This is a genomic window from Rhizobium sp. 01T417, assembly GCF_056398905.1.
Map to the genome: position 1 here is coordinate 1 of NZ_JBFTQH010000062.1, position 24,256 is coordinate 24,256.

Here is a 24,256-nt window from a genome sequence, read left to right on the forward strand (position 1 = left end):
TCATCATAAGAGGCAGTCATGCTTCCAACTCCCTTGTTGAGATCCGCAAAACCCCAACAGGATAAGCCGAAAGGCCGGAAGTGTGACTGTCCCTCAATCATTCGCAGTGATCCGTTCTCTCCGGAGGCGACCTCTTTCATGTCACCTCCCTTCGATGCTGACTTTATAGCGCGGCTCTCCGCAAACGCACAGATCGAGGCCGGCGAGCCGGCCTCTTAAAAGTCAGCCTGCCTCAAGCACAGCCGGGGACATCCTCGATCCGGTGCCAGACCGGGATGCCGCGTTCGCGCGCGATGCGAACATCATTGTCGGCGCCTTTCGATTCGCCCTCAAGCCGCAGCACGCCATCGCAAAGCTGCAGCAGGCGGCCGGCAACGGGGTGGAAGATTTCCTCGTAGAGATCATCGCCGACAGCCTTGCCGCCGGCCGCGTTCCACACGGGGAGCGCCACCCATTCCCCAATCATCGGTACATGGCCCGCCTGGAACAGCCTGTGCGAGGGCTGCTCCAGCCGCTGCAGATTGGCAGCCATTTTTTCCGGGTCATCCCCGGTTCCGGACCTGTAGGGACCAGCAATCAAGATCAACATCATCAAGCTCCATTTCCCTCGGCTTCATGCACGAGATGGCCGATAACTGCACGATATTTCTTGATTGTCGATTCATTTCGTGCAATTTCACGATAATTCGTGCAAATACGGGATGAAGGCATGCTTACGACCCAGCGCAGATCGTTGATCCTCGATATTCTCAGGCGAGACGGCCAGGTGATTGCCAAACGTGTCGCCGAAGACTTCTCGCTTTCGGAGGACACGATCCGCCGCGACCTCAGGGAGATGGCGGCGGAAGGTTTGCTGAAGCGTGTTCACGGCGGGGCGATGCCTGTTGCGCCCGAGCTGCCGGATTTCTCGACGCGAAAGAGTGTTTCGTCCGAGGCGAAGGCGCGGTTGGGACGAAAGGCCGCCTCGCTCGTGCAACCCGGGCAGCTGATCTTTCTGGATGGCGGGACGACGACGGCGGAGATTGCCCGGCAACTGCCGCGCGACTTTGCGTTCTCGGTCGCGACGCACAGTCCGACGATCGCTGCGGAGCTGGAACACCACCCGACGGCGAGCGTCATCCTGATCGGCGGCAAGCTCTACAAGCACTCGATGGTCGCGGTCGGCGCCGTTGCGATGGCCGCGATCTCGCAGCTTCGGCCGGGTATGTTCTTTCTCGGCGTGACGGCTGTGCATCCCGTACACGGGCTGTCGACAGGCGACTTCGAGGAGGCGGCCATCAAGCGGCACATCGCATCCTGCGCGGCCGAAACCTACGTGCCGCTAACGGAGGAGAAGTTCGACCACGTCTCTCCCTGCCAGGTCCTTCCGATCTCAGGCGTATCGGGGCTGATCGTCGCCTCTGATATCCCAGCGGCAGCCATAGAGCCCTATCGCAATCTTACTGCCGAGATCCTCGAGGCATGAACGGCGGGACGAAGCGCGCCCTGAGTTCCTCGAGGTTCTGTGGCAACAGGCTCGCAGCGAGACCGACGACAAAGACAGCGAAGACGATATAGGCGAACGTGTCGCGGCCGGCCCAGAGGGTCAGGACGTCATGCAATCCGGGCTGTAGCGCAGCAATTGACGTCGAAAGCCGCATCTCGCCAAGCACACGACCCGGGATGGTCGCGAAGGCGGGTGCTTCCGACAGCGCCAATAGCGCGCCATAGACGGCGGTGACGGAAATGATTGCGCGCAGCGCACGCCACGCACCAAACGGCCGCGCGCCACTCTCTTCAAACGACCAGCCGATATAGGCGCAGAAGATCACAAAAAACAGGAACGCCACCGGCAGCCCATCCAGCACGGCCTCCGGCTTCAACTGGCCGGTCCAGCCGTTGGCGAGGAGCAGCGGAAACGGCGCCGATGCAACGAACCAGATTGCGACAATCACGCCCCAGATCCAGTTCATCGACAGATAGTGGATGCGGGCAAGCGTCACGACGAGGATGATGCCCCCCGCTAGGTAGACGCCCGACGGTTTCATGGAACCAGTCATGGTGACGATGATCGGCCCACAGGAGCCGGCGATCCGCGCGCAGCCGGACGAAACGACCGTCAGCCAGGTCACGTAGTCAAAACACATGGTGAAGAAGAGGAAGATCGCGATGGCAATCAACATCCACCAAAGATAGCGGCCCGCAAACATATCCTGCCCTCATGGCGTTCGATGTACTGGGCAAAAGGGTAACTCAGCCCACAAAAACCGCATCCGTTCTCGTGGGCTGTAGTTTCACATACATTAGCAACTTCTATTTTCGCGGCACAACTGTCCCGTTCCGGAACGGCTTATGCAGTCAACGCAGCCGTCGCGCGAATATCACCAACATGCATACCGTTCCAATTGTGCATCTGGACGGTCGCCATGGCGGCCAGGCGCGCGCGAATCGCATCTTCCTTGCAGAAGAATCGGCTGAGGGCGGCGGCAACCATTGCCTCGGAGGCACGCGAATGGCCGTCGTCGCATTTGACTGTTATCGCGACTCCCTGCTCGGGGATCGCCGCGCAGAAGACACCCTCGGCCCCCGTCTTGGCGAAGATGCGACCAGGTGCGGCCTCCATCAGCGCGGTGCAGGCACGGCCGGTTCCGGCCACATAAAAGGGCTCGGCCATGCAGGCATCAAACAGCCGCCGGGAAGCCTTGGCGCGGAGCGGCTCGAGGCCATTGCCGGTCGCCATCTTGGCAAAGCCAAGCGCCAGGCCACGCAGGGGAATGGCGTAGGTCGGGATGGAGCAGCCATCCGTGCCGCAATTGTCATGGCCAAGCGCCGCACCTGTCAGGCTTTCCATGACGCCACGAATTTCGGCCTGCAGCGGATGGTCGTAGCCGACATATCCCTTCGGATCGATGTCCTGATGGCAGCAAGCGCAGATGAAGCCGGCATGCTTGCCGGAGCAGTTGTTGTGCAATGCCGTCGGCTTGTCGATCGTGCGCGCCTGGTGGATCAGCACCTTCTGGCTCGAGGACCAATGAGCGCCGCATTCCAGCGTTTCGACATCGCGACCGGCTTTCGCCAGCATGGCGGCGGCGAGCGCCACATGCTCGTCCTCGCCATTGTGCGAGGAGCAGGCCAGCGCCAGTTCCTTGTCGCCGAAGCCATAGGCGTCCGCAGCACCGCTTTCCATCAGCGGCAGCGCCTGCATCGCCTTGCAGGCAGAACGCGGGAAGGTTGGCGCGTCGATGTCGCCGATCGAGAACACGATCTTTCCATCACCATCCACGGCAACGACGGCGCCGCGATGGCGGCTTTCAACGAGCGAGCCTCGGGTGACTTCGACGGTGACGGGATTGGTCATGGCTTGGTCCTGATCATGTAGGCAGATGCGTCACGCATAGCGAGTCGCGTCGATAAAGCAATTGCCTTTCGTCGACTCCTGTACCGCGGCGCCGCTCAAAGCGGCGTGACGCGATAGGCGCAACGGCGGGCGCCGAGCAGGATATGTTCCTCGCGCTCGACCTTGGCGCCGAGGACGGCGCGAAATGTCTCCAGCTCGGAGCGGCAAAAACCGGCACAGACGCTTGCGGCGGCGCAGATCGGGCAGTGGTTTTCGACAAGCAGAAGCGAACCGTCCGCCTCTTCCCAGCTGTCGGCCATGTATCCTTCGCTAGTGCGTATGGCGGCGAGCTGCCGCACACGCGATCCCGTGTCGGCAGCGTCGACTTCCTTGCGGTAGCGCTTGAGGGTATCTGCTTCGCGGGCGGAAATGACGGCATCCAGGGCCGGCGTCCCCAGCTGCGCGACCAGCGTGCTCAGGATCGTGGCGGTGAGTTCCGCATGGCCATCGGGAAAGGTCTGGTTGCCGGCAGCAGTCAGGTTCCAGAGCTGTCTCGGCCTCCCCCTGCCGGTCGCGCTTTCGTTCACTGCTTCGACCAGCCCATCCTCCGCCATCTTCGTCAATTGCTGACGGGCGGCTTCCGACGATATGTCGAGCTTTGAGCCGAGTGTCGCGGCAAGCTGAGGTCCTTCCGTCTTGATTAGCAGCAGGATTCGGTTGGCCGGGGATTGTCTCATTTATTTTTCCAAGCTTACACTTGCTTTAATAGCATGGCCGTGTATTTTTTCCAAATAATAAGTTGCAAAAATAATGCATATCCCGGGAAGCACACAAGGCATTAGACATGACCGGCATTGAAGAGATTTCCGCAGACAGGCCATCCGTCTTTCACCTGTTTTCCGCGCCGCTTTTGCCCGCGACACTCATGCTCGGCGGTGGCGTCACCCTCTACGCGGTTGAGACCTACATCACCGCGACAATCGCGCCGTCGATCGTGCGCGACATCGGCGGGCTCGAACTGCTGTCATGGATGACGACGCTCTTCGTTGCCGCTGCGGTCCTGGGGTCGATCTTTGTCGCGACGCGTCCTCGAGGCATCGGCTTGCGCAGTGTCTACGTCGCAGGCGCGCTCATCTTCGGCACCGGCAGCCTGGTCTGCGCGCTTGCCCCGGCAATGCCATTTGTGCTGGCCGGGCGTACGGTACAGGGATTCGGCGCCGGTATTCTTGCCGGGCTTGCCTATGCTTTCATTCGCTTCGCCTACCCAGAGCCGCTGTGGCAGAAGGCATCAACCCTCTATGCCGCCATCTGGGGTGTCTCGACCCTGGTCGGACCCAGCCTCGGCGGCTTGTTTTCCGAAGGCAACGCGTGGCGCCACGCCTTCATGGTGCTCGTCCCGCTCTGCGTGCTGATGGCGTCGCTTGCGCCCTGGCTGCTGCCACGCGCCGAGGATGACCGCGCCCATGGCAAGACCCCGATCCTGCAGATTGCCTTGCTGCTTGCCGCCGTGATGCTGGTCAGCATTGCCGGAACGATCGATGTGACAAGCTTCAAAGCATTGTTGATTGCAGCATCGATTGTCGCGATCGTCTCCATGCTATCGGTCGAACGGCGCGGCAGGAACCGTCTCCTCCCGACAGGCGCGGTCACGCTCGCAAAGCCTGTGGCACGTGTCTACCTGACGATGTTCGTGCTACTGCTGGTGCTCACAAGCGACATCTACATACCTTATTTCCTGCAGGCCCTGCATGGCGTGACGCCGCTGGTGTCAGGCTATCTGACCGCCCTTGTCGCGCTCGGCTGGACCTTTGCCGCCTTCTTCAGCGCAACGCTGTCCGAAAAGCGTGCCAGCGCGGCGATCGCCGCCGGCTGCGTGATCGAGATGATTGCGGTTGCCTCGCTAACCATCTTCCTCGCAGCGGATAACCAATCGGGCAACCTGGCCATTCTCGGCCCGGCTGTCATCGGCATGTTCCTGATGGGTTTCGGTGTTGGCCTTGGCTGGGCGCATCTGGTGACCAAGGTCCTGAGCCTTGTCGATAACTCCGAACAGGACAAGGCCTCGGCCGCGATCTCGACGGTACAGTCCCTCGGCAGCGCCTTCGGCGCCGCCGTCGCCGGTGTGATCGTCAACAGCACCGGACTGGTGAACCCTGGCGGGGTTGCCGGCAGCGTCTCGGCTGCCCACTGGCTCTACGTCCTGATGGCCCTTCCAGGCCTGATCGCGGTCGCAACGTCTCTGACCCTCTCGTCGCCCGCCGAACGGCAGGCCCGGTGAGCGACGTGCGAGCGGTCACAGACGCAGCATGATCTGCCGATGTGACCGCTCGTTTCCATCCCAGCGATTGGGCGGATCGGCTCTTGTCGACCGGCCGCGATCACGGCATGGGACCACCCATCACGTGATTTGACCGCTGCCATCACAAACTCTGGTTATTCGAAAGCACACTACTGGTTTATATCAGTGGCATCGGGAATCACGCCATGCCATCCGCTTTTTCGTCCATCCTCCGCGATCGTCAAATCCGTGTCCCAGCGCTGACGCTGGTTGCGCTCGCCTTCACCTATGCCTCGACGATGCCTTATCAATCGATCATCGGCATCAACGAACTCGGCCTGTCCGACCGCAGCTATTCCGGGCTGATCTTCCTTGCGGCGCTGGTCAACGTCTCTACCAGCCTGACGCTCGGCATCTGGTCCGACGGGCTCAGCGATCGGCGCCCGCTGGTGCTGGCGCTGTCGGTGTGCGGCATGCTCGGCTTCGGAATGATCTACGAATTCCGCACCGCCGCAGTCTTCATGTTCGGCATATTGGTGCTGATCCCCATCAGCAATTCCACCTATTCGATCCTCTTTGCCAGTATCCGCGCGACGACGAACACGATGGACCGCGGAAAGGCTGCAGCGATCACGTCCACGGTTCGCGCGCTGTTCTCGGGCTCCTGGGCGCTGGCGCCTGGCCTGATCGGCCTGTACCTCATCAATTCGCAATCGATGACACCGGCCTATGGCATTGCGGCTCTCGCGAGCCTGACCTGCTTTTGCCTCTACCTGTTCGTGGCCAAGCCTGCGCCGGCGGGCGCAGCCTCCACTTCCCTGAATATCGGCTTCTTCTCGTCGCTCGGCAGGATTTTTTCCCCTCATGTGCTGGTGAGGGTCTGCCTCATGGCGCTGCTGCTCGGCTTGCAGCGGTTGAACAGTGTCGTTTCGCCGTTGATCATTACCGATGCCGCAGGCGGCACGGTGGTCGATGTCGGTTTCATGGCCGGCCTCGTCGCCTTCCTGGAAATGCCGTTCATGCTGATCTGGGGCGCGCTGCAGCGGCGCTTCCGCAACGTGCATGTGCTTGCGCTCGGAGCGCTCATCTATTGTCTGTATCTGATATTGCTGAGCTTTGCCTCGGCGCCCTGGCAGATCTATGCCCTCGTGCTGGTCAACGCCTGCGGTGCTGCAGCCATCCTCAGCGTACCGATCACCTACCTGCAGGACCTGATTGCCGATCGCCCGGGACTCGGCAGTTCGCTGGTCTCGGTCAACACGTTCATCGCAAACGGCATCAGTGCGTCGATCTTCGCCGCCGGGACCGGCTTCACAGGATATTCAGGCACAGCACTGCTTGCCGCCGTGGTCGGTCTCGCTTCGGTTGGCCTACTGCTGTTCCTTGAAAGAGCCCCCCGACCGGTCCCGCGACCGGCCTAGATCCGCAGCATGATCTTTCCGATGTGACCGCTCGTTTCCATCAGCCGATGCGCCTTGGCGACGTCCTCGAAAGGAACGACGGTATCGACAACAGGCGCAAGCTTGCCTTCAGCGAGAAGCGGCCAGACCTGGGAAAGGAGATCGTCCCGGATCGCGCGCTTTTCCTCAGGCGTGCGCGGGCGCAGCGTCGAGCCGGTGATCGTCAGCCGTTTGACCATGATCGGCGCTAGATTGACCTTTTCCACGACAGCGCCGCCGAGAAAGGCGATGATCGAGAGGCAGCCGTCCTTCGCAAGCGATGCCACGTTCCGCTCAAAATAGGCAGCGCCAATCATATCGAGGATGATATCGACACCGTGGCCCGTCTCGGTCTTGATGACCTCTGCAAAATCGTCGGTCTTATAGTTGATGGCCCGCTTTGCACCGAGCCTGACGCAGGCGTCGCATTTCTCCTGCGAACCGGCGGTCGCGTAGACCTCAGCGCCGAAGGCCCGCGCAAGCTGGATGGCGGTCGTTCCGATACCACTCGAGCCGCCGTGCACGAGGACCTTCTCGCCTTCTGTCAGCCCGGCCATCTGGAACATGTTGGCCCAGACGGTGAAGTAGTTCTCCGGGAGGGCGGCCGCCTTGACCGCATCGTAGCCTTTCGGGAAACGGAGCGCCTGGCCGGCGGGCAGCAGGCAATATTCGGCATAGGCGCCGCCGTTCGTCAGGCCGCAGACTTTGTCGCCGACGGCGAAATCTCTGACGCCAGCGCCAACGGCAACGATCTCGCCCGCCATCTCAAGTCCGAGGACAGGGCTTGCGTCCTTGGGCGGGGGATATGTGCCCTGACGCTGAGCGACGTCGGGCCGGTTGACGCCGATCGCCTCGGTGCGAATGAGAAGCTGCCCCTCGCCCGGTATCGGCAAGGGTCCGGTGGCAATCCGCATCACTTCAGGCGCGCCGAAGCTCGGCAGGTCGATGAAGCGCATCTGCGTGGGCAAAGACATGGTCCGGTCTCCTCGTTCCGAAAGCACGTGAGATAGTCCAGCGCTTCGGATTTGAGAAGGCAGGAAGAACGGATGGCGTCAATTCGTCTCGCCCAGGAGGTGGAAGACGAGCCCCTCCTCGCTTTCCTTAGCCTCGGCCTTAATGTGAGCAATTTCGGCGCTGACGCGATTGGTGTCGTCGATGACAAGACCTTCCGGTAGCTCCAGCACGCCGATCGAGCAGCGCATCAGCGGGAACAGTGCCTCGACGCCTGCGCGGTCATGGCCGCGAATGCTGCCAGCGGCGCGATCCGTATCGGAATAGAGGCCGAGCACATCGTCGTGAAAATCGCTGATCAGGCGGTCGAGAATTTCTGTCAGCTCTTCGTTGGCCCAGCCGCGGACGCCGATGAAGAAATCGTCGCCGCCGACATGCCCGAGGAAATGACGTTCGGCGAAAAAATAGCGGCGCATGAGGGCGGCAAAGAGCGAAATCGCGTGGTCGCCGAGATGGAAGCCATAGGCATCGTTGAACGGCTTGAAGTTGTCGAAATCACAGTAGCAGAAGTGACGCTTCTCGTCGCCATCGAGGCTGGACTCGCGCATGAAGTCGCGGATCGCCCTGTTGCCCGGCAGTCCGGTCAGAGGGTTCTGGTCCTGGGCCGTCTTCAGCTTCTTCTCATTCATGACCTTGATGAGCGAGGCGGCTGACACGACACCCGCATAGCGCATGTTGTCGGTCAAAAGCAGGCAGTTCGTGCCTTCCATGTTGGCGAAGATCGCCATTAGCTGTTCGGTATCGGAATCAAGCCCGACGATCGGCGCCATCTCGACGAAGTGGGAGATCGTTCGCTCGTAGACCTTGTTCTTCAGGAGGTCGCGACCGAAAGGCTGGTAGATGTATTCCTTCAGATGGCGTTCGTGCAGGATACCGCGCGGCTCGCCGTTCGCATTCAGCACCGGGAAAAACGCCTGCTGCGGATTGCGGCGGAACAGCTCGAAGACACTGTCGATCGTGTCGTTTTCATAGACTGTCGGCAGCATCTCGATCTGCTTGCGGATCAGGATCTCGTCGAGCGATTGCGGATTTCGCTTGCTCTTGCCGAGGTCCAACAGGTGCGGAAACGACGGCTGCAACTCGGTGACATGGGTGGTCGGGCGGGRGACGAACCAGCCTTGGACGAGATCGACGCCGAACTCGCGGCAGGCGACGAATTCCGCCTCCGTCTCGATGCCCTCGGCGATGACGCGAGTGCCGAGCACATGGGCGATGTGGACGATGTTTTTCAGAAGATGGCGCTTGCGCGGGCTGCTGTCGATGTCGGCGATGAAATGGCGGTCGATCTTCAGGTAATCGACCGGGTGGTCGCAGAGCAGCTTCATCTCGCCGTGGCCGACACCGAAATCGTCGATCGCCAGCTTGAAGCCGGCCTTGCGGAGAAGCGATACGAGCGCCGCAAATTCGGGCACGCTAGTATTGTCGAAGCGTTCGGAAAACTCGAAACAGATGGAAGACGGAGGAATATTGGCGAGCTTCAGGTGCTGCAGCAGGCCTTCCACCAGGCGCTCACCATGCGGGATCAGCCGAACATCGAGATTGAGGAACAGTGTCGAACTGGAAAAGTGCGGCAGCGTTGCGAACTTCGCAAGCGCACGGCTTGCCACCATCTGCTCCAGTTGCAGAAGCTGCTGGTTCTTGTGAGCCTCGTCGAGGATTTCGATCGGGGAGTTGAAGCCGATGCGTTCCTGCCCGCGCATCAGCGATTCATAGCCGAACGCCACTCCCGTCCCTGCTTCCACGATGGGCTGGAACGCGTTCTCGATGACGAGTTTCGCAAGGGTCACGATCTGATCGCTGGCGTAGCGACGAACAAGCGCCGGATCGACGGTGGCAGCCAAAGACATGCCAATCTCCACTGTGTCTTATTGTTTTGCGCAGGGAAACTGGCGGAGAAGGATCAACGAACCCTTTCCCGAATATGAAACTTTTGTGAAACCACGTCCATTTTCGATCGAATTTTATCGATCAATCAATGGCTTGTTCAGGCTGTATGCCTGTTCTCAGCCTCATGATCGGCGAACATGTCAGCGACGCATTTGCCACCCCGGGAGACGCTGCTCTGATCGAAGGCGCCTTCGGGGCATCCGCCGAGTTTGCGGGCGGCCTCCCACATGCGCAGGGCCTCGCGCACAACCTCGCTGCTTGACGCATAGGTGCCATTGTCGACAGCGGCGCGGATATCCGCAGCCTGCAGCGGCGAAATGGATACGGTAACCATCGGCATGAGATTCCTCCCTTTGCCTCGTCGGACAGTGCCTGTCCTCTGGGAGACGGATTAACCCGTCCACGGCATTGCCGACGCCGCCGCCTCGGCTGCCTCTTATTGGGCGAAATTTTAGACCCCACTCACATACTTGTCAAAAAGGAAACAGTCCGTGATGTCTGCCTGTGAATTGCGGGCATAAGTCAGCGACGGACCGCAAGACCGAAAGCGAGCATCGACCAACCCTGCAGCAGAAGGTCACAGGCGAGGAAAAGTCCCAGGATCCAAAGGCTGTTGACCGGCCATCCGAGCGCAATAACCACACCAGCCAGCGCCGTGATGATACCGCTCACAAGGACCCAGCCCCATCCTTTCACGGGGCGCATGCGCCAGCCGACCCAGATTCGGAACACGCCAGCAACGAGCAAGGCGATCGCCAGAAACAGCGTCAACACCGCCGATGCCAGAAGGGGATTCTCGAAGGCAAAGAAACCGGCCAGCAGATAGAGAACGCCGCTCAAGGCCCAAACCAGCGCCTGCTCCCAGCTTCTCACCTGAAAGGCGTGGATCAGGTAGACCACGCCGCCGACCAGCATCAGGATTCCGACATAGTAGACGGAGACAACGGTTGCGAGCGCGACGTTTGCCAACGCGATAAAGCCGCAGACGATCAGCAGCACGCCAAGTGCCGCGAACCAACCCCATTTCGATTGCAGCGACGAAAAACCCAGTCGATCAGAAATATCTGCCATGGCACACCTCCTGGTTGGTAAAAGAATATGCCGCAAAATCGCGGAATTGGAAGAGGTTAGCCTTCTGGAAGTGTTGCCAGATTTTTATTGATTGATCAGTCAATCAAAATTATGCTGGATGGCATCTTCATGGAGTGATGCGATGCCCAAGGTCGGAATGGAGCCGGTTCGCCGCAAGGCGCTTGTCGATGCCGCGCTGCGCGTGATCGGCGATCACGGCTCGCTGACTGTCACCATGTCCGAAATTGCCCGGCAGGCCGGTGTGTCGCCGGCGCTGGCGCATCATTACTTCGGCAGCAAGGAACAACTGCTGATCGAGACTGTCCGCTCTCTCCTCAAGCAGCTGCGCGACGACGTCGTGACTGCGCTGAAGGCGGTTGACGCACCGCGCGAGAAGCTCTCCGCCGTCATCCGCGTCAGCTTCCAGGCAGACCAGTTCGCGCCGGCAACTATCGCCGCCTGGCTGGCCTTCTACGCCGAGGCGCAGCGCTCCGAGGAAACCCGGCGCTTCCTTGTCATCTATGCCCGCCGTCTGCAGTCGAACCTCATCGCCAACCTGAAAGCGCTCTGCCCTTACGATGCCGCAGAACGCATTGCCGAAGGCGCGGCTGCGATGATCGACGGGCTCTACATCCGCCAAAGTCTGAGGTCGGCGCCTGTCAGCATCGAGGCATCGATCGCGCTTACCGAAGACTATATCAATTCACAGCTTGCCGCCCTTGCGAAAGGACAGATTCAGTGACCCTCAGAGCCCAGCCGAAAGCCTCCCATTTCATCGACGGCGAATATGTCGAGGATGACGCGGGCAGCGTCATCGAAAGCATCTATCCGGCGACCGGCGAAGTCATCGCCCGGCTGCACGCGGCAACCCCTGCTATCGTCGAAAAGGCGATCGCATCGGCCAAGCGCGCCCAGCCGGAATGGGCTGCGATGAGCCCGACGGCGCGCGGCCGTATCCTGAAGCGCGCCGCTGACCTCATTCGCGAACGCAATCGCGAGCTGTCCGAACTGGAGACGCTGGATACTGGTAAGCCGATCCAGGAAACGATCGTCGCCGACCCGACATCAGGCGCCGACAGCTTCGAGTTCTTCGGCGGCATTGCAGCTGCCGGCCTCAATGGCTCCTACATCCCGCTCGGTGGCGATTTCGCCTACACCAAGCGTGTTCCGCTTGGCGTCTGCGTGGGCATCGGCGCCTGGAACTATCCGCAGCAGATCGCCTGCTGGAAGGGTGCACCGGCGCTCGCCGCCGGCAATGCCATGGTCTTCAAGCCGTCGGAAAACACACCGCTTGGGGCCCTTGCCATTGCCGAGATCCTTCATGAGGCGGGCCTGCCGAAGGGGCTCTACAATGTCATCCAGGGGGATCGCGAGACGGGACCGCTGCTGGTCAACCATCCTGATGTCGCCAAGGTGTCGCTGACGGGCTCGGTTCCGACCGGCCGCAAGGTCGCCGCGGCCGCTGCCGGCAGCCTCAAGCACGTCACCATGGAGCTCGGCGGCAAGTCGCCTCTAATCGTCTTCGACGATGCCGATATCGACAGCGCCGTCGGCGGCGCCATGCTCGGCAACTTCTATTCGACCGGCCAGGTCTGCTCGAACGGCACACGCGTCTTCGTGCAGCGGAAGATCAAGGCGGAATTCCTCAAGCGGTTGAAAGCCCGCACCGAGGCGATCGCCATCGGCGATCCGATGGACGAGGCGACGCAGCTCGGGCCGATGGTGTCCTGGGCGCAGCGCGACAAGGTTCTCTCCTACATCGAGAAGGGCAAGGCCGAGGGTGCGACCCTCGTCACCGGTGGCGGCATCCCCAACAACGTCTCCGGCGAGGGCTACTACGTGCAGCCGACGGTCTTTGCCGACGTCACCGACGAGATGACGATCGCCCGCGAGGAGATCTTCGGCCCCGTCATGTGCGTGCTTGACTTCGACGACGAGGCCGAGGTGATCGCTCGCGGCAATGCGACGGAATTCGGCCTCTCCGCCGGCGTCTTCACATCAGACCTGACGCGCGCCCATCGCGTCGTCGACCAGCTCGAGGCGGGCACGCTGTGGATCAACACCTACAATCTCTGCCCTGTCGAAATCCCGTTCGGCGGCTCCAAGCAATCCGGCTTCGGACGCGAAAATTCGCTGGCCGCGCTGGAGCACTATTCGGAGCTGAAGACGGTTTATGTCGGCATGGGGCCGGTGCAGGCGCCCTATTGAGGCAGCAGGCGGCCGGTCCCGGCAGGTAGCATTCAATTTCGCTTCGTCCCGATCGGCTCTCCAGCGGGCCCGAGGACGAGGTGGTGAATCGGAAAAGAAGCACATCATGCAGCAGGCAGATTTCGTCATCATCGGCTCCGGCTCGGCGGGCTCGGCGCTTGCCTACCGGCTTTCGGAAGACGGCAAGAATACCGTCATCGTCATCGAGGCGGGCGGCTCCGACTTCGGGCCGTTCATCCAGATGCCGGCCGCCCTTGCCTGGCCGATGAGCATGAAGCGCTACAACTGGGGCTATCTCTCCGAGCCCGAGCCGAACCTGAACAACCGGCGGATCACCGCGCCGCGCGGCAAGGTGATCGGCGGCTCCTCCTCGATCAACGGCATGGTCTATGTGCGCGGCCACGCCGAGGACTATAACCGCTGGGAAGAGCTCGGCGCGCAAGGCTGGGCCTATGCCGACGTCCTCCCCTACTTCAAGCGGATGGAGCACAGCCACGGCGGCGAGGAAGGCTGGCGCGGCAAGGATGGACCGCTGCACGTCCAGCGCGGTGTCTTCCGCAACCCGCTGTTTCGCGCCTTCATCGAGGCCGGCAAGCAGGCAGGCTTCGAGGCGACCGAGGACTACAACGGCTCGAAGCAGGAAGGCTTCGGACTGATGGAGCAGACGATTTTCGGCGGTCGCCGCTGGTCGGCCGCGTCAGCCTATCTAAAACCGGCGCTGAAACGACCGAACGTGGAGGTCGTCTACGGCCACGCCCACAAGGTGGTGATCGAGAACGGCCGGGCAACCGGCGTCGAAATCGAGCGGGGCGGCAAGATCGAGATCGTCAAGGCGAACCGCGAGGTCATTGTCTCGGCCTCCTCCTTCAATTCGCCGAAGCTCCTGATGCTGTCGGGCATCGGGCCCGGCGCGCATCTGCAGGAAATGGGGATCGAGGTAAAGGCAGACCGGCCGGGCGTCGGCGCCAACCTGCAGGACCACATGGAATTCTATTTCCAACAGGTTAGCACCAAGCCGGTTTCGCTCTATTCCTGGCTGCCCTGGTTCTGGCAGGGGGTCGCGGGCGCGCAATGGATGTTCACCAAGTCGGGGCTTGGCACCTCGAACCAGTTCGAGGCCTGCGCCTTCCTGCGCTCGGCGGCTGGCGTCAAGCAGCCCGATATCCAGTACCACTTCCTGCCGGTCGCGATCAGCTATGACGGCAAGGCGGCGGCCAAGAGCCACGGCTTCCAGGTGCATGTCGGCTACAACCTGTCGAAGTCGCGCGGCAACGTCACGCTCGGCTCCTCGGACCCGAAGGCCGATCCTGTCATTCGCTTCAACTACATGAGCCATCCCGAGGACTGGGAAAAATTCCGCCATTGCGTGCGGCTGACCCGCGAGATCTTCGGCCAGAAGGCCTTCGGCCAGTATCGCGGCCCGGAGATCCAGCCGGGGGAGGCCGTCCAGACCGACGAACAGATCGACGCCTTCCTGCGCGAGCACCTGGAAAGCGCCTATCACCCCTGCGGCACCTGCAAGATGGGCGCGAAAGCCGACCCGATGGCGGTCGTAGATCCCGAAACGCGCGTCATCGGCGTCGACGGGCTGCGCGTCGCGGACAGCTCGATCTTCCCGCACGTCACCTACGGCAATCTCAACGGCCCGTCGATCATGACCGGCGAGAAGGCTGCCGACCATATCCTCGGCAAGCAGCCGCTGCCGCGCTCCAACCAGGAGCCGTGGATCAATCCGCGCTGGGAAACGAGCGATCGGTAAATCTGCCGATCGCCATTAGACAAAGCCGATCCAGCGGCCGGCAAGGAGCGCGGATATCCATACGGCCGCGGAAAGGCCCGCCTGCAGGCGCAAGCTGAACGCGGGCGCAGAGCCTGACACGGCCCGCCGCCAGGCAGCCTGGGCATGGACCACGGCCGCGTTCACGATGCCGAGCACCAGCAGCCCCAGCTTTGCGAGGAAGGCCAGATTTCCGGCGTATTCCATCGGCTTGACGCTGAAAAGGGCAAAGCCGGTGATAGCAGCTCCCACGAGCCCGACAGCCGCGGCCCGCGACAGGAACGGGCCAAGCACCGCCAAAGGCACCGAGCCGAAGCAGCCCATCAGCCGCAGATCCAGCGGCAGGATCGCCCCGATCAGCAGGCCGATCGAAAGGATATGGGCGGCGTTGACGGCCATGTAGACAAGCGCCGAGCGCCGCAGCCCTGACGACAGCGGGGTTGCGGCGAGCCATTCCAGGAACTCGATCGCCATCGCCTAGAGCCTTTCGGGGTTAAATTGAAAGGTTCTAGTTCGTCTGGATCCGTTCCGGATAGATGTCGTAGCGCTTGTCGGCGACCGTGATGCGCACGGCCTTCATCCGTTTCTCGTCGGCCTTCAGCGAACGGTTTCCGAGGACGACAATCGGATCCCCCTTCTTCGCGGAGCCTTCGACAAAGCCCGAGCGTTCGGTCTGCCTGGGATTGCCGAGTTCGACGAGCCAGACGCCGTCGGCGGCGGTCGCAACGTCGAGCGTCGGGTGCGGCCCACCCATCGTGACCTTTTCGATCGTGCCATGCAATTCCGTCTGCTCTCCCTCGGCCCACGACCAGCCGTGGTGCGCCGCGGCTCCCGACGCCAAGGTCAGCGCGAGGACCGCACCAATTGCCATCCGTTTCGAGTTCATGAGACGCATGTTCGTTTCTCCCTACCTCAGGACAGGGGCGAATTGGCGTAGCACCAAGCAATGGAAAGCTATCTCACCGAATCTTGAAGCGACCTTTATCCGCCTGATGGTCTCAAGCAACATGCAGCAGCATGGACGATGATTAGGCCTAGGCGAGTAAACGGGTGACTTCCGCGACCTTTGCCGGCGCGACAGCATCTGCGATCGTCGTGGAGAACAGCACCTTGCGGGTCGCATCCGCCACCTTGGCGAAAACATGGCGGATCTCGCAGTTCTGCTCTCCATCGCAATCATCGCATTTGCGATAAGCGGTGATCGAGAGGCAGGGAAGCGGTGCGATCGGCCCGTCGATGATGCGCAGCACCTCGCCGAAGGTGATCATGTCGGCCGGCTTCAGCAGCAGATACCCGCCCGTCTTGCCGCGGCGACTGACGACGATGCCCTGGTGCTTCAGGTCGAGAAGGATCTGTTCAAGGAACTTCTTTGGGATCTTCTGCTGCGCCGCAATGTCTGAGATCATCACCGGCTCGCCGTCATCGGCTGCCGCCAATACCGTCAGCGCCCTCAGCGCATATTTTGCCTTTTGCGTAATCATTTTTGACCGTCGACACACACATGGCGGGCGGAATCACAGACCCGCCGCAAGCAGGATCCTGTCTCTATGGCATGCGCAGCATGAACGGAATTTGAACAAGCCGGCGAAACCCTTGAGAGACAAGGTTTTTGGCCTTGTTTTTTCACCCTCGGCCAATACTGCAAATCTACGTCAAAATGCACTTGCGATGTCATCAATTCACATTTCCGATTGACAGGCAACGTGTTACTCTACTAAATCAATAGATAATTGGGCTGACCGTCGACAAACCATCGCGGTGCGGCTGCTTTTCCGCATTGCAGCGGCCGGGGAGAGATATTTGCTCCTATCGCGCCTGCTTTCGAAATCCGTTTTTCTGTCCGATCCAAGCCCGACCTGCGATACTCCGGCCAACATCAAGGACAGGATCCCCATGACTGTTGCTGCCAATCCGAACGCTGAAGCGGAAACGCTGAACGCGAACCTCGCGAGCCTTGACCTTGCGGAGCGTCTGTCGCTCGTCGCCGGCCTTGGCGGCCGCGTCGTCTTCACCACCTCCCTCGGCATCGAGGACCAAGTCATCACTGCCGAAATCGGCAACCACCGCCTTCCGATCGACGTCGTGACGCTGCAGACCGGACGGTTGTTTCCGGAAACGCTGGCGCTGATCGACGAGACCGAGAAGCAATACGATCTTCACATCAGCCGTTACGAGCCCGAACAGGCAGATATCGATGCCTATGCCGCCAAGTACGGCCTCAACGGCTTCTATGAGAGCGTCGAAGCCAGGCATGCCTGTTGTGGCGTGCGCAAGTTGAAGCCGCTTGCGCGAGCCCTGGCAGGGGCGACGATCTGGATCACCGGCCTGCGCCGTGGCCAATCGGCCAACCGCGCTGAGACGCCGTTTGCGGAATATGACGCGGAGCGTCATCTCCTGAAGGTGAACCCGCTCGCCGACTGGGACCTCGACGTTATCAAGGCCTATGTCGCCGACAACGGCGTGCCGATCAATCCGCTGCACGCCCGCGGCTATCCCTCGATCGGCTGCGAACCCTGCACCCGGGCGATCAAGCCGGGCGAGCCGGAACGCGCCGGCCGCTGGTGGTGGGAACAGGACGAAAAGCGCGAATGCGGCCTGCACGTGGCTGAAGAGGCCTCGGCGATTGCCGCACAACAGTAACCCGTCGACTTCGGGATCGGAGCGCGGCCCGTCGCCTGCGCTCCTCGAAGTCTGAAATGCACCCATTCCGGATGCCTCCCTTCCGAGAATGATTGAAGCCTGGAGTCAGAAATGCCCGATAGCCGTCCGGATACGGAACTCAACAATCCCCGGAGCGCGAAGCCGCCGCTCGACCCGCATTTGAAGGCTCTCGAAAACGAAGCGATCCACATTTTCCGTGAGGTCGCCGCCGAATTCGAGCGTCCCGTCATGCTCTACTCGATCGGCAAGGATTCGTCGGTCCTGCTGCATCTGGCCCGTAAGGCCTTCTACCCCGGTCGCGTCCCCTTCCCGCTGCTGCATGTCAACACCGGCTGGAAATTCCGCGAGATGATTGCCTTTCGCGATGAAACCGCGAAGAAATACGACCTCGACCTGATCGAGCACATCAATCCGCGCGGTGCGGCCGAAAACATCACGCCGTTCACGCATGGCTCGGCCGCCTTTACCGACATCATGAAGACCGAAGGGCTGCGCCAGGCCCTCGACGCCGGCCAATTCGATGCCGCCTTCGGTGGCGCGCGCCGCGACGAGGAAGCCAGCCGCGCCAAGGAACGCATCTATTCCTTCCGCACACCAGACCATCGCTGGGATCCGCGCAACCAGCGCCCGGAACTCTGGAACATCTATAATGGCCAGATCCGCAAGGGCGAAAGCGTTCGCGTCTTCCCGCTGTCAAACTGGACCGAAGTCGATATCTGGCGCTACATCCAGGCCGAAGACATTCCGCTCGTGCCGCTCTACTACGCCAAGAAGCGCCCCTATGTTGAGCGCGACGGCATGATGATCCTTGCCGAAGATCCGCGGCTGGAACTGTTGCCCAGCGAAGTGCGCCAGGAAGGCATGATCCGTTTCCGCACCCTGGGCGATTTTCCGCTGACAGGCGCCATCCCATCGAAGGCGACCACGCTCGAAGAGGTGATTGCCGAACTCGAAATTGCCACTGTCTCCGAACGACAGGGCCGCGCCATCGACCGCGACCAGTCCGGTTCCATGGAAAAGAAGAAGCGTGAAGGATATTTCTGAGATGACCGCAGCCGTAACCGCCGCACACGCCCTTGCCGTGCCCGCCGCAGATCCTGCGACGGCAACGCGCGACTCGCGACCGCTGCGCCTCATCACCTGCGGCAGCGTCGATGATGGCAAGTCCACCCTGATCGGCCGCCTGCTCTGGGATACCAAGGCCGTCAAGGAAGACCAGGCCGCCACGCTGCAGCGCGATTCCACCGGCAAGCAGAACGATCTCGGCCTGCCCGACTTCGCACTGCTGCTCGACGGCCTGCAGGCCGAGCGCGAACAGGGCATCACCATCGATGTCGCCTATCGCTACTTCTCGACCGACAAGCGCTCCTTCATCGTTGCCGACACGCCCGGCCACGAGCAGTACACCCGCAACATGGCAACCGGCGCCTCCACCGCCGATCTCGCCGTGCTCCTGGTCGACGCGCGCGCCGGCATTCTGGAGCAGACGCGTCGCCACGCAACGATCGCCTCGCTGCTCGGCATCAAGCAGTTCGTGCTTGCCATCAACAAGATCGACCTGACGAACTACGATCGCGCCGGCTTCGAGAAGATTACGCACGAGTTCCGCGAATTCGCGCTGTCGCTCGGCGTCAAGCAGATCACCGCGATCCCGATGTCGGCCCTGAAGGGCGAGAACGTCGTTTATTCCGGCGAGGCATCGATGCCGTGGTACGCCGGCCCGACGCTGGTCGAGACGCTCGAGCTCGCGACCGTCCGCTCCTCGCAGGCGACAGGCTTCCGCTTCTCGGTGCAGCGCGTCTCGCGTCCGGGGGAAAGCTTCCGCGGCTACCAGGGCACCGTTGCCGGCGGGTCCGTCAAGCCGGGTGATAGCGTCATGATCCTGCCGTCCGGCATGGTCGCCAACGTCTCCAAGATCGTCACCTTCGATCTGGTGCGCAACGCGGCAGTCGCCGGCGATGCGATCACGCTGGTCCTCGACCGGCAGGTCGACGTCGCGCGCGGCGACATGATCGTCTCGATCGACAGCCAGCCGCAGGTCGGCCTCTCCTTCGACGCGCAGATCGTCGCACTGCAGCCGGAGGGTATCGAAGCCGGCAAGCGCTACTGGCTGAAGAGCGGCAGCCGCCGCCAGCGCGTGCAGGTACAGCCGTTGGCGCAGCTTGAACTGAAGACCGGCGCCTGGGCTCCTGTCGATACGCTCTACATGAATGCGATCGGCAAGGTGCGCCTCGCCTTCGACGAACAAGCGATCTTCGACCCCTACGAGCAGAACCGGGCGACCGGCTCCTTTATCCTGATCGACCCCGACACCAACAATACGGTGGCCGGCGGCATGGTCAGCGGAAAGCGGAGCGAGCTCGGCGGCATCCACGGCGGCGATGCCCGCGTGATCCTGTCGCTGCCGGCCGACCTCGCCGACCAGATCATGGCGAGCGAACTCTTCGCCAACCGCCGCCATGAGGCGGAGGTGCGGCGCATGACCGCCGCTGAGGCGGCCGACCTCTGGTCGAACGCGGCAAGCGACATCTAGGCAAACGAAAACGGGGCCACATCGGCCCCGTTTCTCATTCTAAACTCGCCGCGTGACCCCTACCACAGTGGCATGTGGCGATTGACGTCCTTGTAGAGCAGGTAGCGGAAGCGTCCGGGACCGCCGGCATAGCAGGCCTGCGGGCAGAAGGCGCGCAGCCACATGAAGTCACCGGCTTCGACTTCGACCCAATCCTTGTTGAGACGATAGACGGCCCTGCCCTCGAGCACGTAGAGGCCGTGCTCCATCACGTGCGTTTCCATGAACGGGATCACGCCGCCGGGCTCGAAGGTGACGATGGTGACGTGCATGTCGTAGCGAAGATCGGCCGGGGCGATGAAGCGCGTCGTGGCCCAGGCGCCGTCCGTATCCGGCATCGGCTGCGGCGGGTGATTTTCCTCATGCGTGAGGATCGCCGGCGGCGGCTCCTGCCCCTCGACCTCTTGGAACGCCTTGCGGATCCAGTGAAACTTCACGGGTGCAGCACTCTTGTTCCACAGCGCCCAACGGGAGCCGGCGGGCAGGAAGGCGAAGGAGCCGGGGCGCATTTGGTGTGCCTTTCCGTCGAACTCGACGGTCATCTCACCGTCGACGACGAAGAGCACGCCTTCGGCGCGCTTCTCCGGTTCCGGCCGGTCGCTGCCGCCACCCGGCTGCACTTCCATGATGTACTGCGAGAACGTCTCGGAAAAACCGGTCAGCGGGCGGGAGATCACCCAGGCACGTGTCCCTTCCCAGTGCGGGAAGTAGCTGGTGACGATGTCAGTCATGACGCTGCGGGGGATGACGGCATAGGCCGTCGTGAACACCGCCTTGCTGGAGAGGAGTTCGGTCTGCGGCGGCAGGCCGCCCATGCTGGAGTAGAAGTTCGAGCTGCTCATTGGTTCACTTTTCACGGGCCGGGATTGTCAATCTGGTTTAAGCGCCGCATCTCTTCTAGGCAACCTTTAGATTGCCGTCGCCGCGGCAGACTGTCCGCGGTGCCTCGCTAGCTCAGGAGGGATCGATGAGTCTGGAAAAACTTCGGGAAGACTATGTTCAGAGGGTCAAGGAATACGAGGACAATCTCAAATCCATGTCCGAGAACGACGTCAAACACTTCCGCGCGGAGGGTGGCGGGCCGCTCTCCGATATCACCGAGCAGATCCGCAACGAGTATTATCGGCATATCGAGACCTATGCGACCCTGATTGCCGAAATCGATGCCATTCTCGGAGCTTAGCGCGCTCGAAGCCGGAACAGCCGCTGCACCAGCGGTGCCGGATCGAAGCAAAGGGGGCTGTGCGTCCGTAGCCGGGCCCGAGGGTCGGGGACCCTGGCCACTACGGGTGCTGCATCCGATTGCTGAAATGATTGGGCAAGCCGTCTTACGCGATCCTGGCAAGCCTGACATCGGTGTCATCGGCCAAGATCTCAGCCTGCGCGACGGACACGTTTGCCGACGCCATCAACAGCAGGCACAGGCCGACCGCGCGCGGTACTTCGGTTTCACCCGACGCCCAGCGACGTGTCGTCGTCTGATCGACACCAAAGAGCTTTTGGACACCAGCGGCGCTCAGTCCCGTGACGGCAACCGCAGCTTTGTATTCTGAGGTCTTCATGCACTGTTCCCCGCCCGCCGAAGCGCGCTTGTCTGATATATCTTTATGTGAAGCTGTGTACTTTAGTTCTCGCTTATTTTTATGGATACCGAAATACGACATCTAAGCCTCCGTTTGCGACAGCGACGCCGATGCGACCTTTCGGCTGAATGTTCCAGAGGCTGTAGTTGTGTTGTTCACAGCAAGGAAGCTAAATGGCGGCGTAAGAAAAAAGCCCGCCTCCGCGGCTTTTCGGCTGGACATCGAAAACCTCCCGCCCGACCCGGCCCTTAGTGACAGCCAAGTCAATTCCTTTTGATGGCGGATCCGGTGTTTGCCGTAGACCGCTCTAGGACTCCCAGGCTCGTCCCGAGAAATCCCGAGATATCGTGGATCTTCACGAGCCGTAAATTTACTGTTGCGTACTTAACCGTTGGTCTCGTTTGTGGTCCGCTCCACCCAGAAGACATGTTCTCTACCGACTATTGCGGCTACTGTTCCAGGCACCCGCTTGACCGCGGATGGCAAAGCGATGGTCTTCAGAGGCTCGTTTCAAGGAGGATTTCGTGAAGAGGATAGTCGGCCTTGCGGCCATCTTTTGCTCGTTTTCTATTTTTGCTTTCGCCGCCGCGCCCAGTGATATCGCCGATCTCGTCGGTACTCGCGCGACGGACGCTGCGTCCAAGATGCAAGCCCGTGGCTACCGACACGTCAGGAGCAGCACTTGGTGGAACGACAAGACGGGCACGTGTGTCGATGTACGCGTGTCGTTTGGCCGCTACTCGCGTATCGATCAATTGAAGCCGTCTGCATGCGGCGAAGCTTCCGCCGGATCGCCGGACTTGAGCAACGTTCCGGCTCGCGCTTTGCGCGCGTGCAGCCGACGGGCCGATCGATATCAGAGCCCTCGAGGGGGAACGAACGTCGTCAAGGCAGCCGAGCGGACCGGTCCCACCTGGCTTCTGACGATCGCCACCCGACATTACACTCTAGAATGCACAGTTACGGCTTCCGGACGCGTAATTCGGATGGACACGAAGTAAAGAGCCAAGATCCACTGGAGATGCACCCCACATTTCCACAGCTCGTACAGCGGAGCTTCGGCATCAGCGTTTCAATTATCACTCGACCCCAAATCTCCGCCCAATCTCCCACCTGTCCAGCCAACAGAGATGACGGCATTTCGAGTTGCTCTTTCCGCGAGTCGGCGGCGGCGGCGCGTTTGTCTTCGCCGTCGGCTTAAGCGAACCACAGTCGAGAATTTGTAGCCGCCGACGGCTTTCCGACGGATTGGAATTCCAATCAATTGCTGAATCTGTCGGTGAGGTTTTTGTGCGTCCATTGGCACAAATGAAAAACCCCTGCAGAGCAGGGGTTTCGGCTGGTCGGAGTGGAGTGATTCGAACACTCGACCCCCACGTCCCGAACGTGGTGCGCTACCAGACTGCGCTACACTCCGTGACCAGCGGCGCCTCTATAGACCGGCCCATCTCGTTGCGCAAGCACCAAAATTCAAAAGCCGGCGCATTTTTTGCCGGCAGGGCCGGCGCACCTCCTGAGAGCACTAAGTGGAGCAAAATGACACACTTGCGGCAAATTTTGCGATTGCCAAGGCGGGCCGATTTTCTTTTGCCGGGTTCCGCGTTAAAGCCCTCGGCGGGACAAGCGGAAACCGCTGCAGACCAGCGATTCCCGCCGTCGAATGCGCGACAACTTTTCAAGGACGATAGAATGAAACTCCGCACCTTTGCCGCGGCTGGGCTTGCCATTGCGCTTGCCGGCTGCACGACGATTCCGACCTCCGCAGATCCGATCTCCAATCGCTGGGTTGGCCAGTCGGCCGGCAAGTTCTTTGCCGCATTCGGCCCGCCGATCAACGATGTCGAGAACGGCTCCAGCGTCACCTACACCTGGAAGGGCGGCTACAAGACGGTTCGCACCCCGGCGAAATACGCAGAAGGCGCGGATGGCAAGCGCGGCAAGCAGATCGCGGCTGCCCGCACGCAATACCTGCGCTGCCAGGCGGAAATCGTCACCAGCTCCGACTACACGATCCGCAGCATCCGCGTCGTCGGCGACATCCCGGGCGTGAACGGCCCGTCCTATTGCGCCGAGTTCCTGGCGCCGGCACAACCCGCGCAGTAAGAAACGGCAGAGCGAGCGTTTGGAAGGCGGCCCATTGGTCGCCTTTCTTCTATGTCGAGTATTCTGAGTTGCTACGCGGCCTCCGTTCGCGGCTGACACCGCGGCAAAAGACTTCATCATTGCTGGTGTCCTTCCCGAGAGAGGGGTGACAGTTCATACCGGAGACATGGGTTACACTTTTGGCCTTTGCGAGGAGAGCGAAGGTCAGCCGCTATAACGACAGCGGTCTGGAAGGACTGACAGATCGATCGCGACGGCCTTACCGGCACGCCAATCAGCTTCCTTTCCAAATCGAGAAGCTGATTGTGCGGACCAAGCAGGACAAGCCCAACTGGGGCGCACCGAAGATC

The 24,256-nt window shown here is 61.3% G+C and carries 24 protein-coding genes, 1 tRNA gene and 1 pseudogene; 12 read left to right on the top strand and 14 right to left on the bottom strand.

Features of this window, described 5'->3' with window-relative positions:
- Positions 1 to 232 precede the first annotated feature (232 nt).
- Positions 233 to 589, bottom strand: coding sequence for a hypothetical protein (locus AC1DPR_RS30050; RefSeq protein WP_026371959.1), 357 nt, complete (start codon positions 587 to 589; stop codon positions 233 to 235).
- 120 nt (positions 590 to 709) lie between these two features.
- Between AC1DPR_RS30050 and AC1DPR_RS30055 the strand changes: the two genes are divergently transcribed.
- The gene (locus AC1DPR_RS30055) at positions 710 to 1,465 is read left to right on the top strand and encodes a DeoR/GlpR family DNA-binding transcription regulator (RefSeq protein WP_018858459.1); all 756 of its coding nucleotides are present in this window, start codon (positions 710 to 712) and stop codon (positions 1,463 to 1,465) included.
- On the opposite strand, the gene AC1DPR_RS30060 is transcribed toward AC1DPR_RS30055, so the two are convergent.
- From AC1DPR_RS30060 to AC1DPR_RS30070, 3 genes are all read right to left on the bottom strand, one after another.
- Positions 1,440 to 2,189 carry a hypothetical protein gene (locus tag AC1DPR_RS30060; protein ID WP_113472105.1) on the bottom strand — a complete coding sequence of 250 codons (750 nt, stop codon included), beginning with the start codon at positions 2,187 to 2,189 and terminating at the stop codon, positions 1,440 to 1,442. The genes AC1DPR_RS30055 and AC1DPR_RS30060 overlap by 26 nt on opposite strands.
- A 140-nt stretch (positions 2,190 to 2,329) precedes the next feature.
- Entirely contained in the window at positions 2,330 to 3,337 is a 1,008-nt protein-coding gene (locus AC1DPR_RS30065) for an asparaginase (RefSeq protein WP_477817854.1), read from the bottom strand.
- A gap of 95 nt (positions 3,338 to 3,432) precedes the next feature.
- Positions 3,433 to 4,053 carry a helix-turn-helix domain-containing protein gene (locus AC1DPR_RS30070; RefSeq protein WP_113472107.1) on the bottom strand — a complete coding sequence of 207 codons (621 nt, stop codon included), beginning with the start codon at positions 4,051 to 4,053 and terminating at the stop codon, positions 3,433 to 3,435.
- A 107-nt stretch (positions 4,054 to 4,160) separates the two neighbouring features.
- Between AC1DPR_RS30070 and AC1DPR_RS30075 the strand changes: the two genes are divergently transcribed.
- Positions 4,161 to 5,594: an MFS transporter gene (locus AC1DPR_RS30075; RefSeq protein ID WP_018858463.1), complete on the top strand. Its 1,434-nt coding sequence runs from the start codon at positions 4,161 to 4,163 to the stop codon at positions 5,592 to 5,594.
- Positions 5,595 to 5,800: 206 nt separating this feature from the next.
- Positions 5,801 to 7,015 carry an MFS transporter gene (locus AC1DPR_RS30080; protein WP_113472108.1) on the top strand — a complete coding sequence of 405 codons (1,215 nt, stop codon included), beginning with the start codon at positions 5,801 to 5,803 and terminating at the stop codon, positions 7,013 to 7,015.
- Here AC1DPR_RS30080 and AC1DPR_RS30085 read toward each other — a convergent pair.
- The 4 genes from AC1DPR_RS30085 to AC1DPR_RS30100 all read right to left on the bottom strand — a co-directional run bounded on the left by AC1DPR_RS30085 (position 7,012) and on the right by AC1DPR_RS30100 (position 11,002).
- Complete coding sequence (locus AC1DPR_RS30085) at positions 7,012 to 8,007, bottom strand: NAD(P)H-quinone oxidoreductase (protein WP_113472109.1); 996 nt, start codon at positions 8,005 to 8,007, stop codon at positions 7,012 to 7,014. The two genes, AC1DPR_RS30080 and AC1DPR_RS30085, sit on opposite strands and share 4 nt — an antisense overlap.
- 78 nt (positions 8,008 to 8,085) lie before the next feature.
- A complete protein-coding gene (locus tag AC1DPR_RS30090) occupies positions 8,086 to 9,891 on the bottom strand; it encodes a GGDEF domain-containing protein (RefSeq protein WP_477817855.1) in 1,806 nt (601 codons plus the stop codon).
- A 137-nt stretch (positions 9,892 to 10,028) separates the two neighbouring features.
- A complete protein-coding gene (locus AC1DPR_RS30095; protein ID WP_113472110.1) occupies positions 10,029 to 10,271 on the bottom strand; it encodes a ribbon-helix-helix domain-containing protein in 243 nt (80 codons plus the stop codon).
- Between the two features lie 182 nt (positions 10,272 to 10,453).
- Complete coding sequence (locus tag AC1DPR_RS30100; RefSeq protein WP_018858468.1) at positions 10,454 to 11,002, bottom strand: HdeD family acid-resistance protein; 549 nt, start codon at positions 11,000 to 11,002, stop codon at positions 10,454 to 10,456.
- 142 nt (positions 11,003 to 11,144) lie between these two features.
- On the opposite strand from AC1DPR_RS30100, the gene betI reads away from it, so the two are divergent.
- The 3 genes from betI (at position 11,145) to betA (ending at position 14,969) form a co-directional block, all read left to right on the top strand.
- Positions 11,145 to 11,744: a transcriptional regulator BetI gene (betI, locus tag AC1DPR_RS30105; protein WP_018116475.1), complete on the top strand. Its 600-nt coding sequence runs from the start codon at positions 11,145 to 11,147 to the stop codon at positions 11,742 to 11,744.
- Positions 11,741 to 13,210 carry a betaine-aldehyde dehydrogenase gene (betB, locus tag AC1DPR_RS30110; RefSeq protein WP_113472111.1) on the top strand — a complete coding sequence of 490 codons (1,470 nt, stop codon included), beginning with the start codon at positions 11,741 to 11,743 and terminating at the stop codon, positions 13,208 to 13,210. The genes betI and betB overlap by 4 nt, the downstream gene beginning before the upstream one ends.
- Before the next feature lie 106 nt (positions 13,211 to 13,316).
- On the top strand, positions 13,317 to 14,969 hold the full coding sequence (betA, locus tag AC1DPR_RS30115) for a choline dehydrogenase (protein ID WP_113472112.1): 1,653 nt from the start codon (positions 13,317 to 13,319) through the stop codon (positions 14,967 to 14,969).
- A 15-nt stretch (positions 14,970 to 14,984) separates the two neighbouring features.
- On the opposite strand, the gene AC1DPR_RS30120 is transcribed toward betA, so the two are convergent.
- The 3 genes from AC1DPR_RS30120 to AC1DPR_RS30130 form a co-directional block, all read right to left on the bottom strand.
- Complete coding sequence (locus AC1DPR_RS30120) at positions 14,985 to 15,461, bottom strand: DUF6644 family protein (RefSeq protein WP_113472113.1); 477 nt, start codon at positions 15,459 to 15,461, stop codon at positions 14,985 to 14,987.
- Positions 15,462 to 15,495: 34 nt separating this feature from the next.
- Positions 15,496 to 15,882: a DUF6152 family protein gene (locus AC1DPR_RS30125; protein WP_018858472.1), complete on the bottom strand. Its 387-nt coding sequence runs from the start codon at positions 15,880 to 15,882 to the stop codon at positions 15,496 to 15,498.
- A gap of 139 nt (positions 15,883 to 16,021) precedes the next feature.
- Positions 16,022 to 16,468: an RrF2 family transcriptional regulator gene (locus AC1DPR_RS30130; RefSeq protein ID WP_018858473.1), complete on the bottom strand. Its 447-nt coding sequence runs from the start codon at positions 16,466 to 16,468 to the stop codon at positions 16,022 to 16,024.
- 412 nt (positions 16,469 to 16,880) lie between these two features.
- Between AC1DPR_RS30130 and AC1DPR_RS30135 the strand changes: the two genes are divergently transcribed.
- From AC1DPR_RS30135 to cysN, 3 genes are all read left to right on the top strand, one after another.
- Complete coding sequence (locus AC1DPR_RS30135; RefSeq protein WP_018116470.1) at positions 16,881 to 17,627, top strand: phosphoadenylyl-sulfate reductase; 747 nt, start codon at positions 16,881 to 16,883, stop codon at positions 17,625 to 17,627.
- A 111-nt stretch (positions 17,628 to 17,738) separates the two neighbouring features.
- Positions 17,739 to 18,692 (top strand): sulfate adenylyltransferase subunit CysD, encoded by a 954-nt coding sequence (cysD, locus tag AC1DPR_RS30140; protein ID WP_113472114.1) that lies wholly within the window; start codon positions 17,739 to 17,741, stop codon positions 18,690 to 18,692.
- A gap of 1 nt (position 18,693) precedes the next feature.
- Positions 18,694 to 20,181 carry a sulfate adenylyltransferase subunit CysN gene (gene cysN / locus AC1DPR_RS30145; protein ID WP_018858475.1) on the top strand — a complete coding sequence of 496 codons (1,488 nt, stop codon included), beginning with the start codon at positions 18,694 to 18,696 and terminating at the stop codon, positions 20,179 to 20,181.
- 59 nt (positions 20,182 to 20,240) lie between these two features.
- Here cysN and AC1DPR_RS30150 read toward each other — a convergent pair whose 3' ends face one another.
- Complete coding sequence (locus tag AC1DPR_RS30150; RefSeq protein WP_477817856.1) at positions 20,241 to 21,062, bottom strand: bifunctional allantoicase/(S)-ureidoglycine aminohydrolase; 822 nt, start codon at positions 21,060 to 21,062, stop codon at positions 20,241 to 20,243.
- A 125-nt stretch (positions 21,063 to 21,187) separates the two neighbouring features.
- On the opposite strand from AC1DPR_RS30150, the gene AC1DPR_RS30155 reads away from it, so the two are divergent.
- Positions 21,188 to 21,403 carry a hypothetical protein gene (locus tag AC1DPR_RS30155; RefSeq protein WP_018116466.1) on the top strand — a complete coding sequence of 72 codons (216 nt, stop codon included), beginning with the start codon at positions 21,188 to 21,190 and terminating at the stop codon, positions 21,401 to 21,403.
- Positions 21,404 to 21,548: 145 nt separating this feature from the next.
- On the opposite strand, the gene AC1DPR_RS30160 is transcribed toward AC1DPR_RS30155, so the two are convergent.
- Together AC1DPR_RS30160 and AC1DPR_RS30165 are read right to left on the bottom strand one after the other, a co-directional pair.
- Entirely contained in the window at positions 21,549 to 21,782 is a 234-nt protein-coding gene (locus AC1DPR_RS30160) for a hypothetical protein (RefSeq protein ID WP_018858477.1), read from the bottom strand.
- A gap of 1,361 nt (positions 21,783 to 23,143) precedes the next feature.
- Positions 23,144 to 23,220 (bottom strand) — tRNA-Pro (locus AC1DPR_RS30165).
- 272 nt (positions 23,221 to 23,492) lie between these two features.
- Here AC1DPR_RS30165 and AC1DPR_RS30170 point away from each other — a divergent pair.
- Positions 23,493 to 23,906 carry a hypothetical protein gene (locus tag AC1DPR_RS30170; protein ID WP_018858535.1) on the top strand — a complete coding sequence of 138 codons (414 nt, stop codon included), beginning with the start codon at positions 23,493 to 23,495 and terminating at the stop codon, positions 23,904 to 23,906.
- 203 nt (positions 23,907 to 24,109) lie between these two features.
- Positions 24,110 to 24,256: pseudogene (locus AC1DPR_RS30175) on the top strand (helix-turn-helix domain-containing protein); the annotation flags it as partial.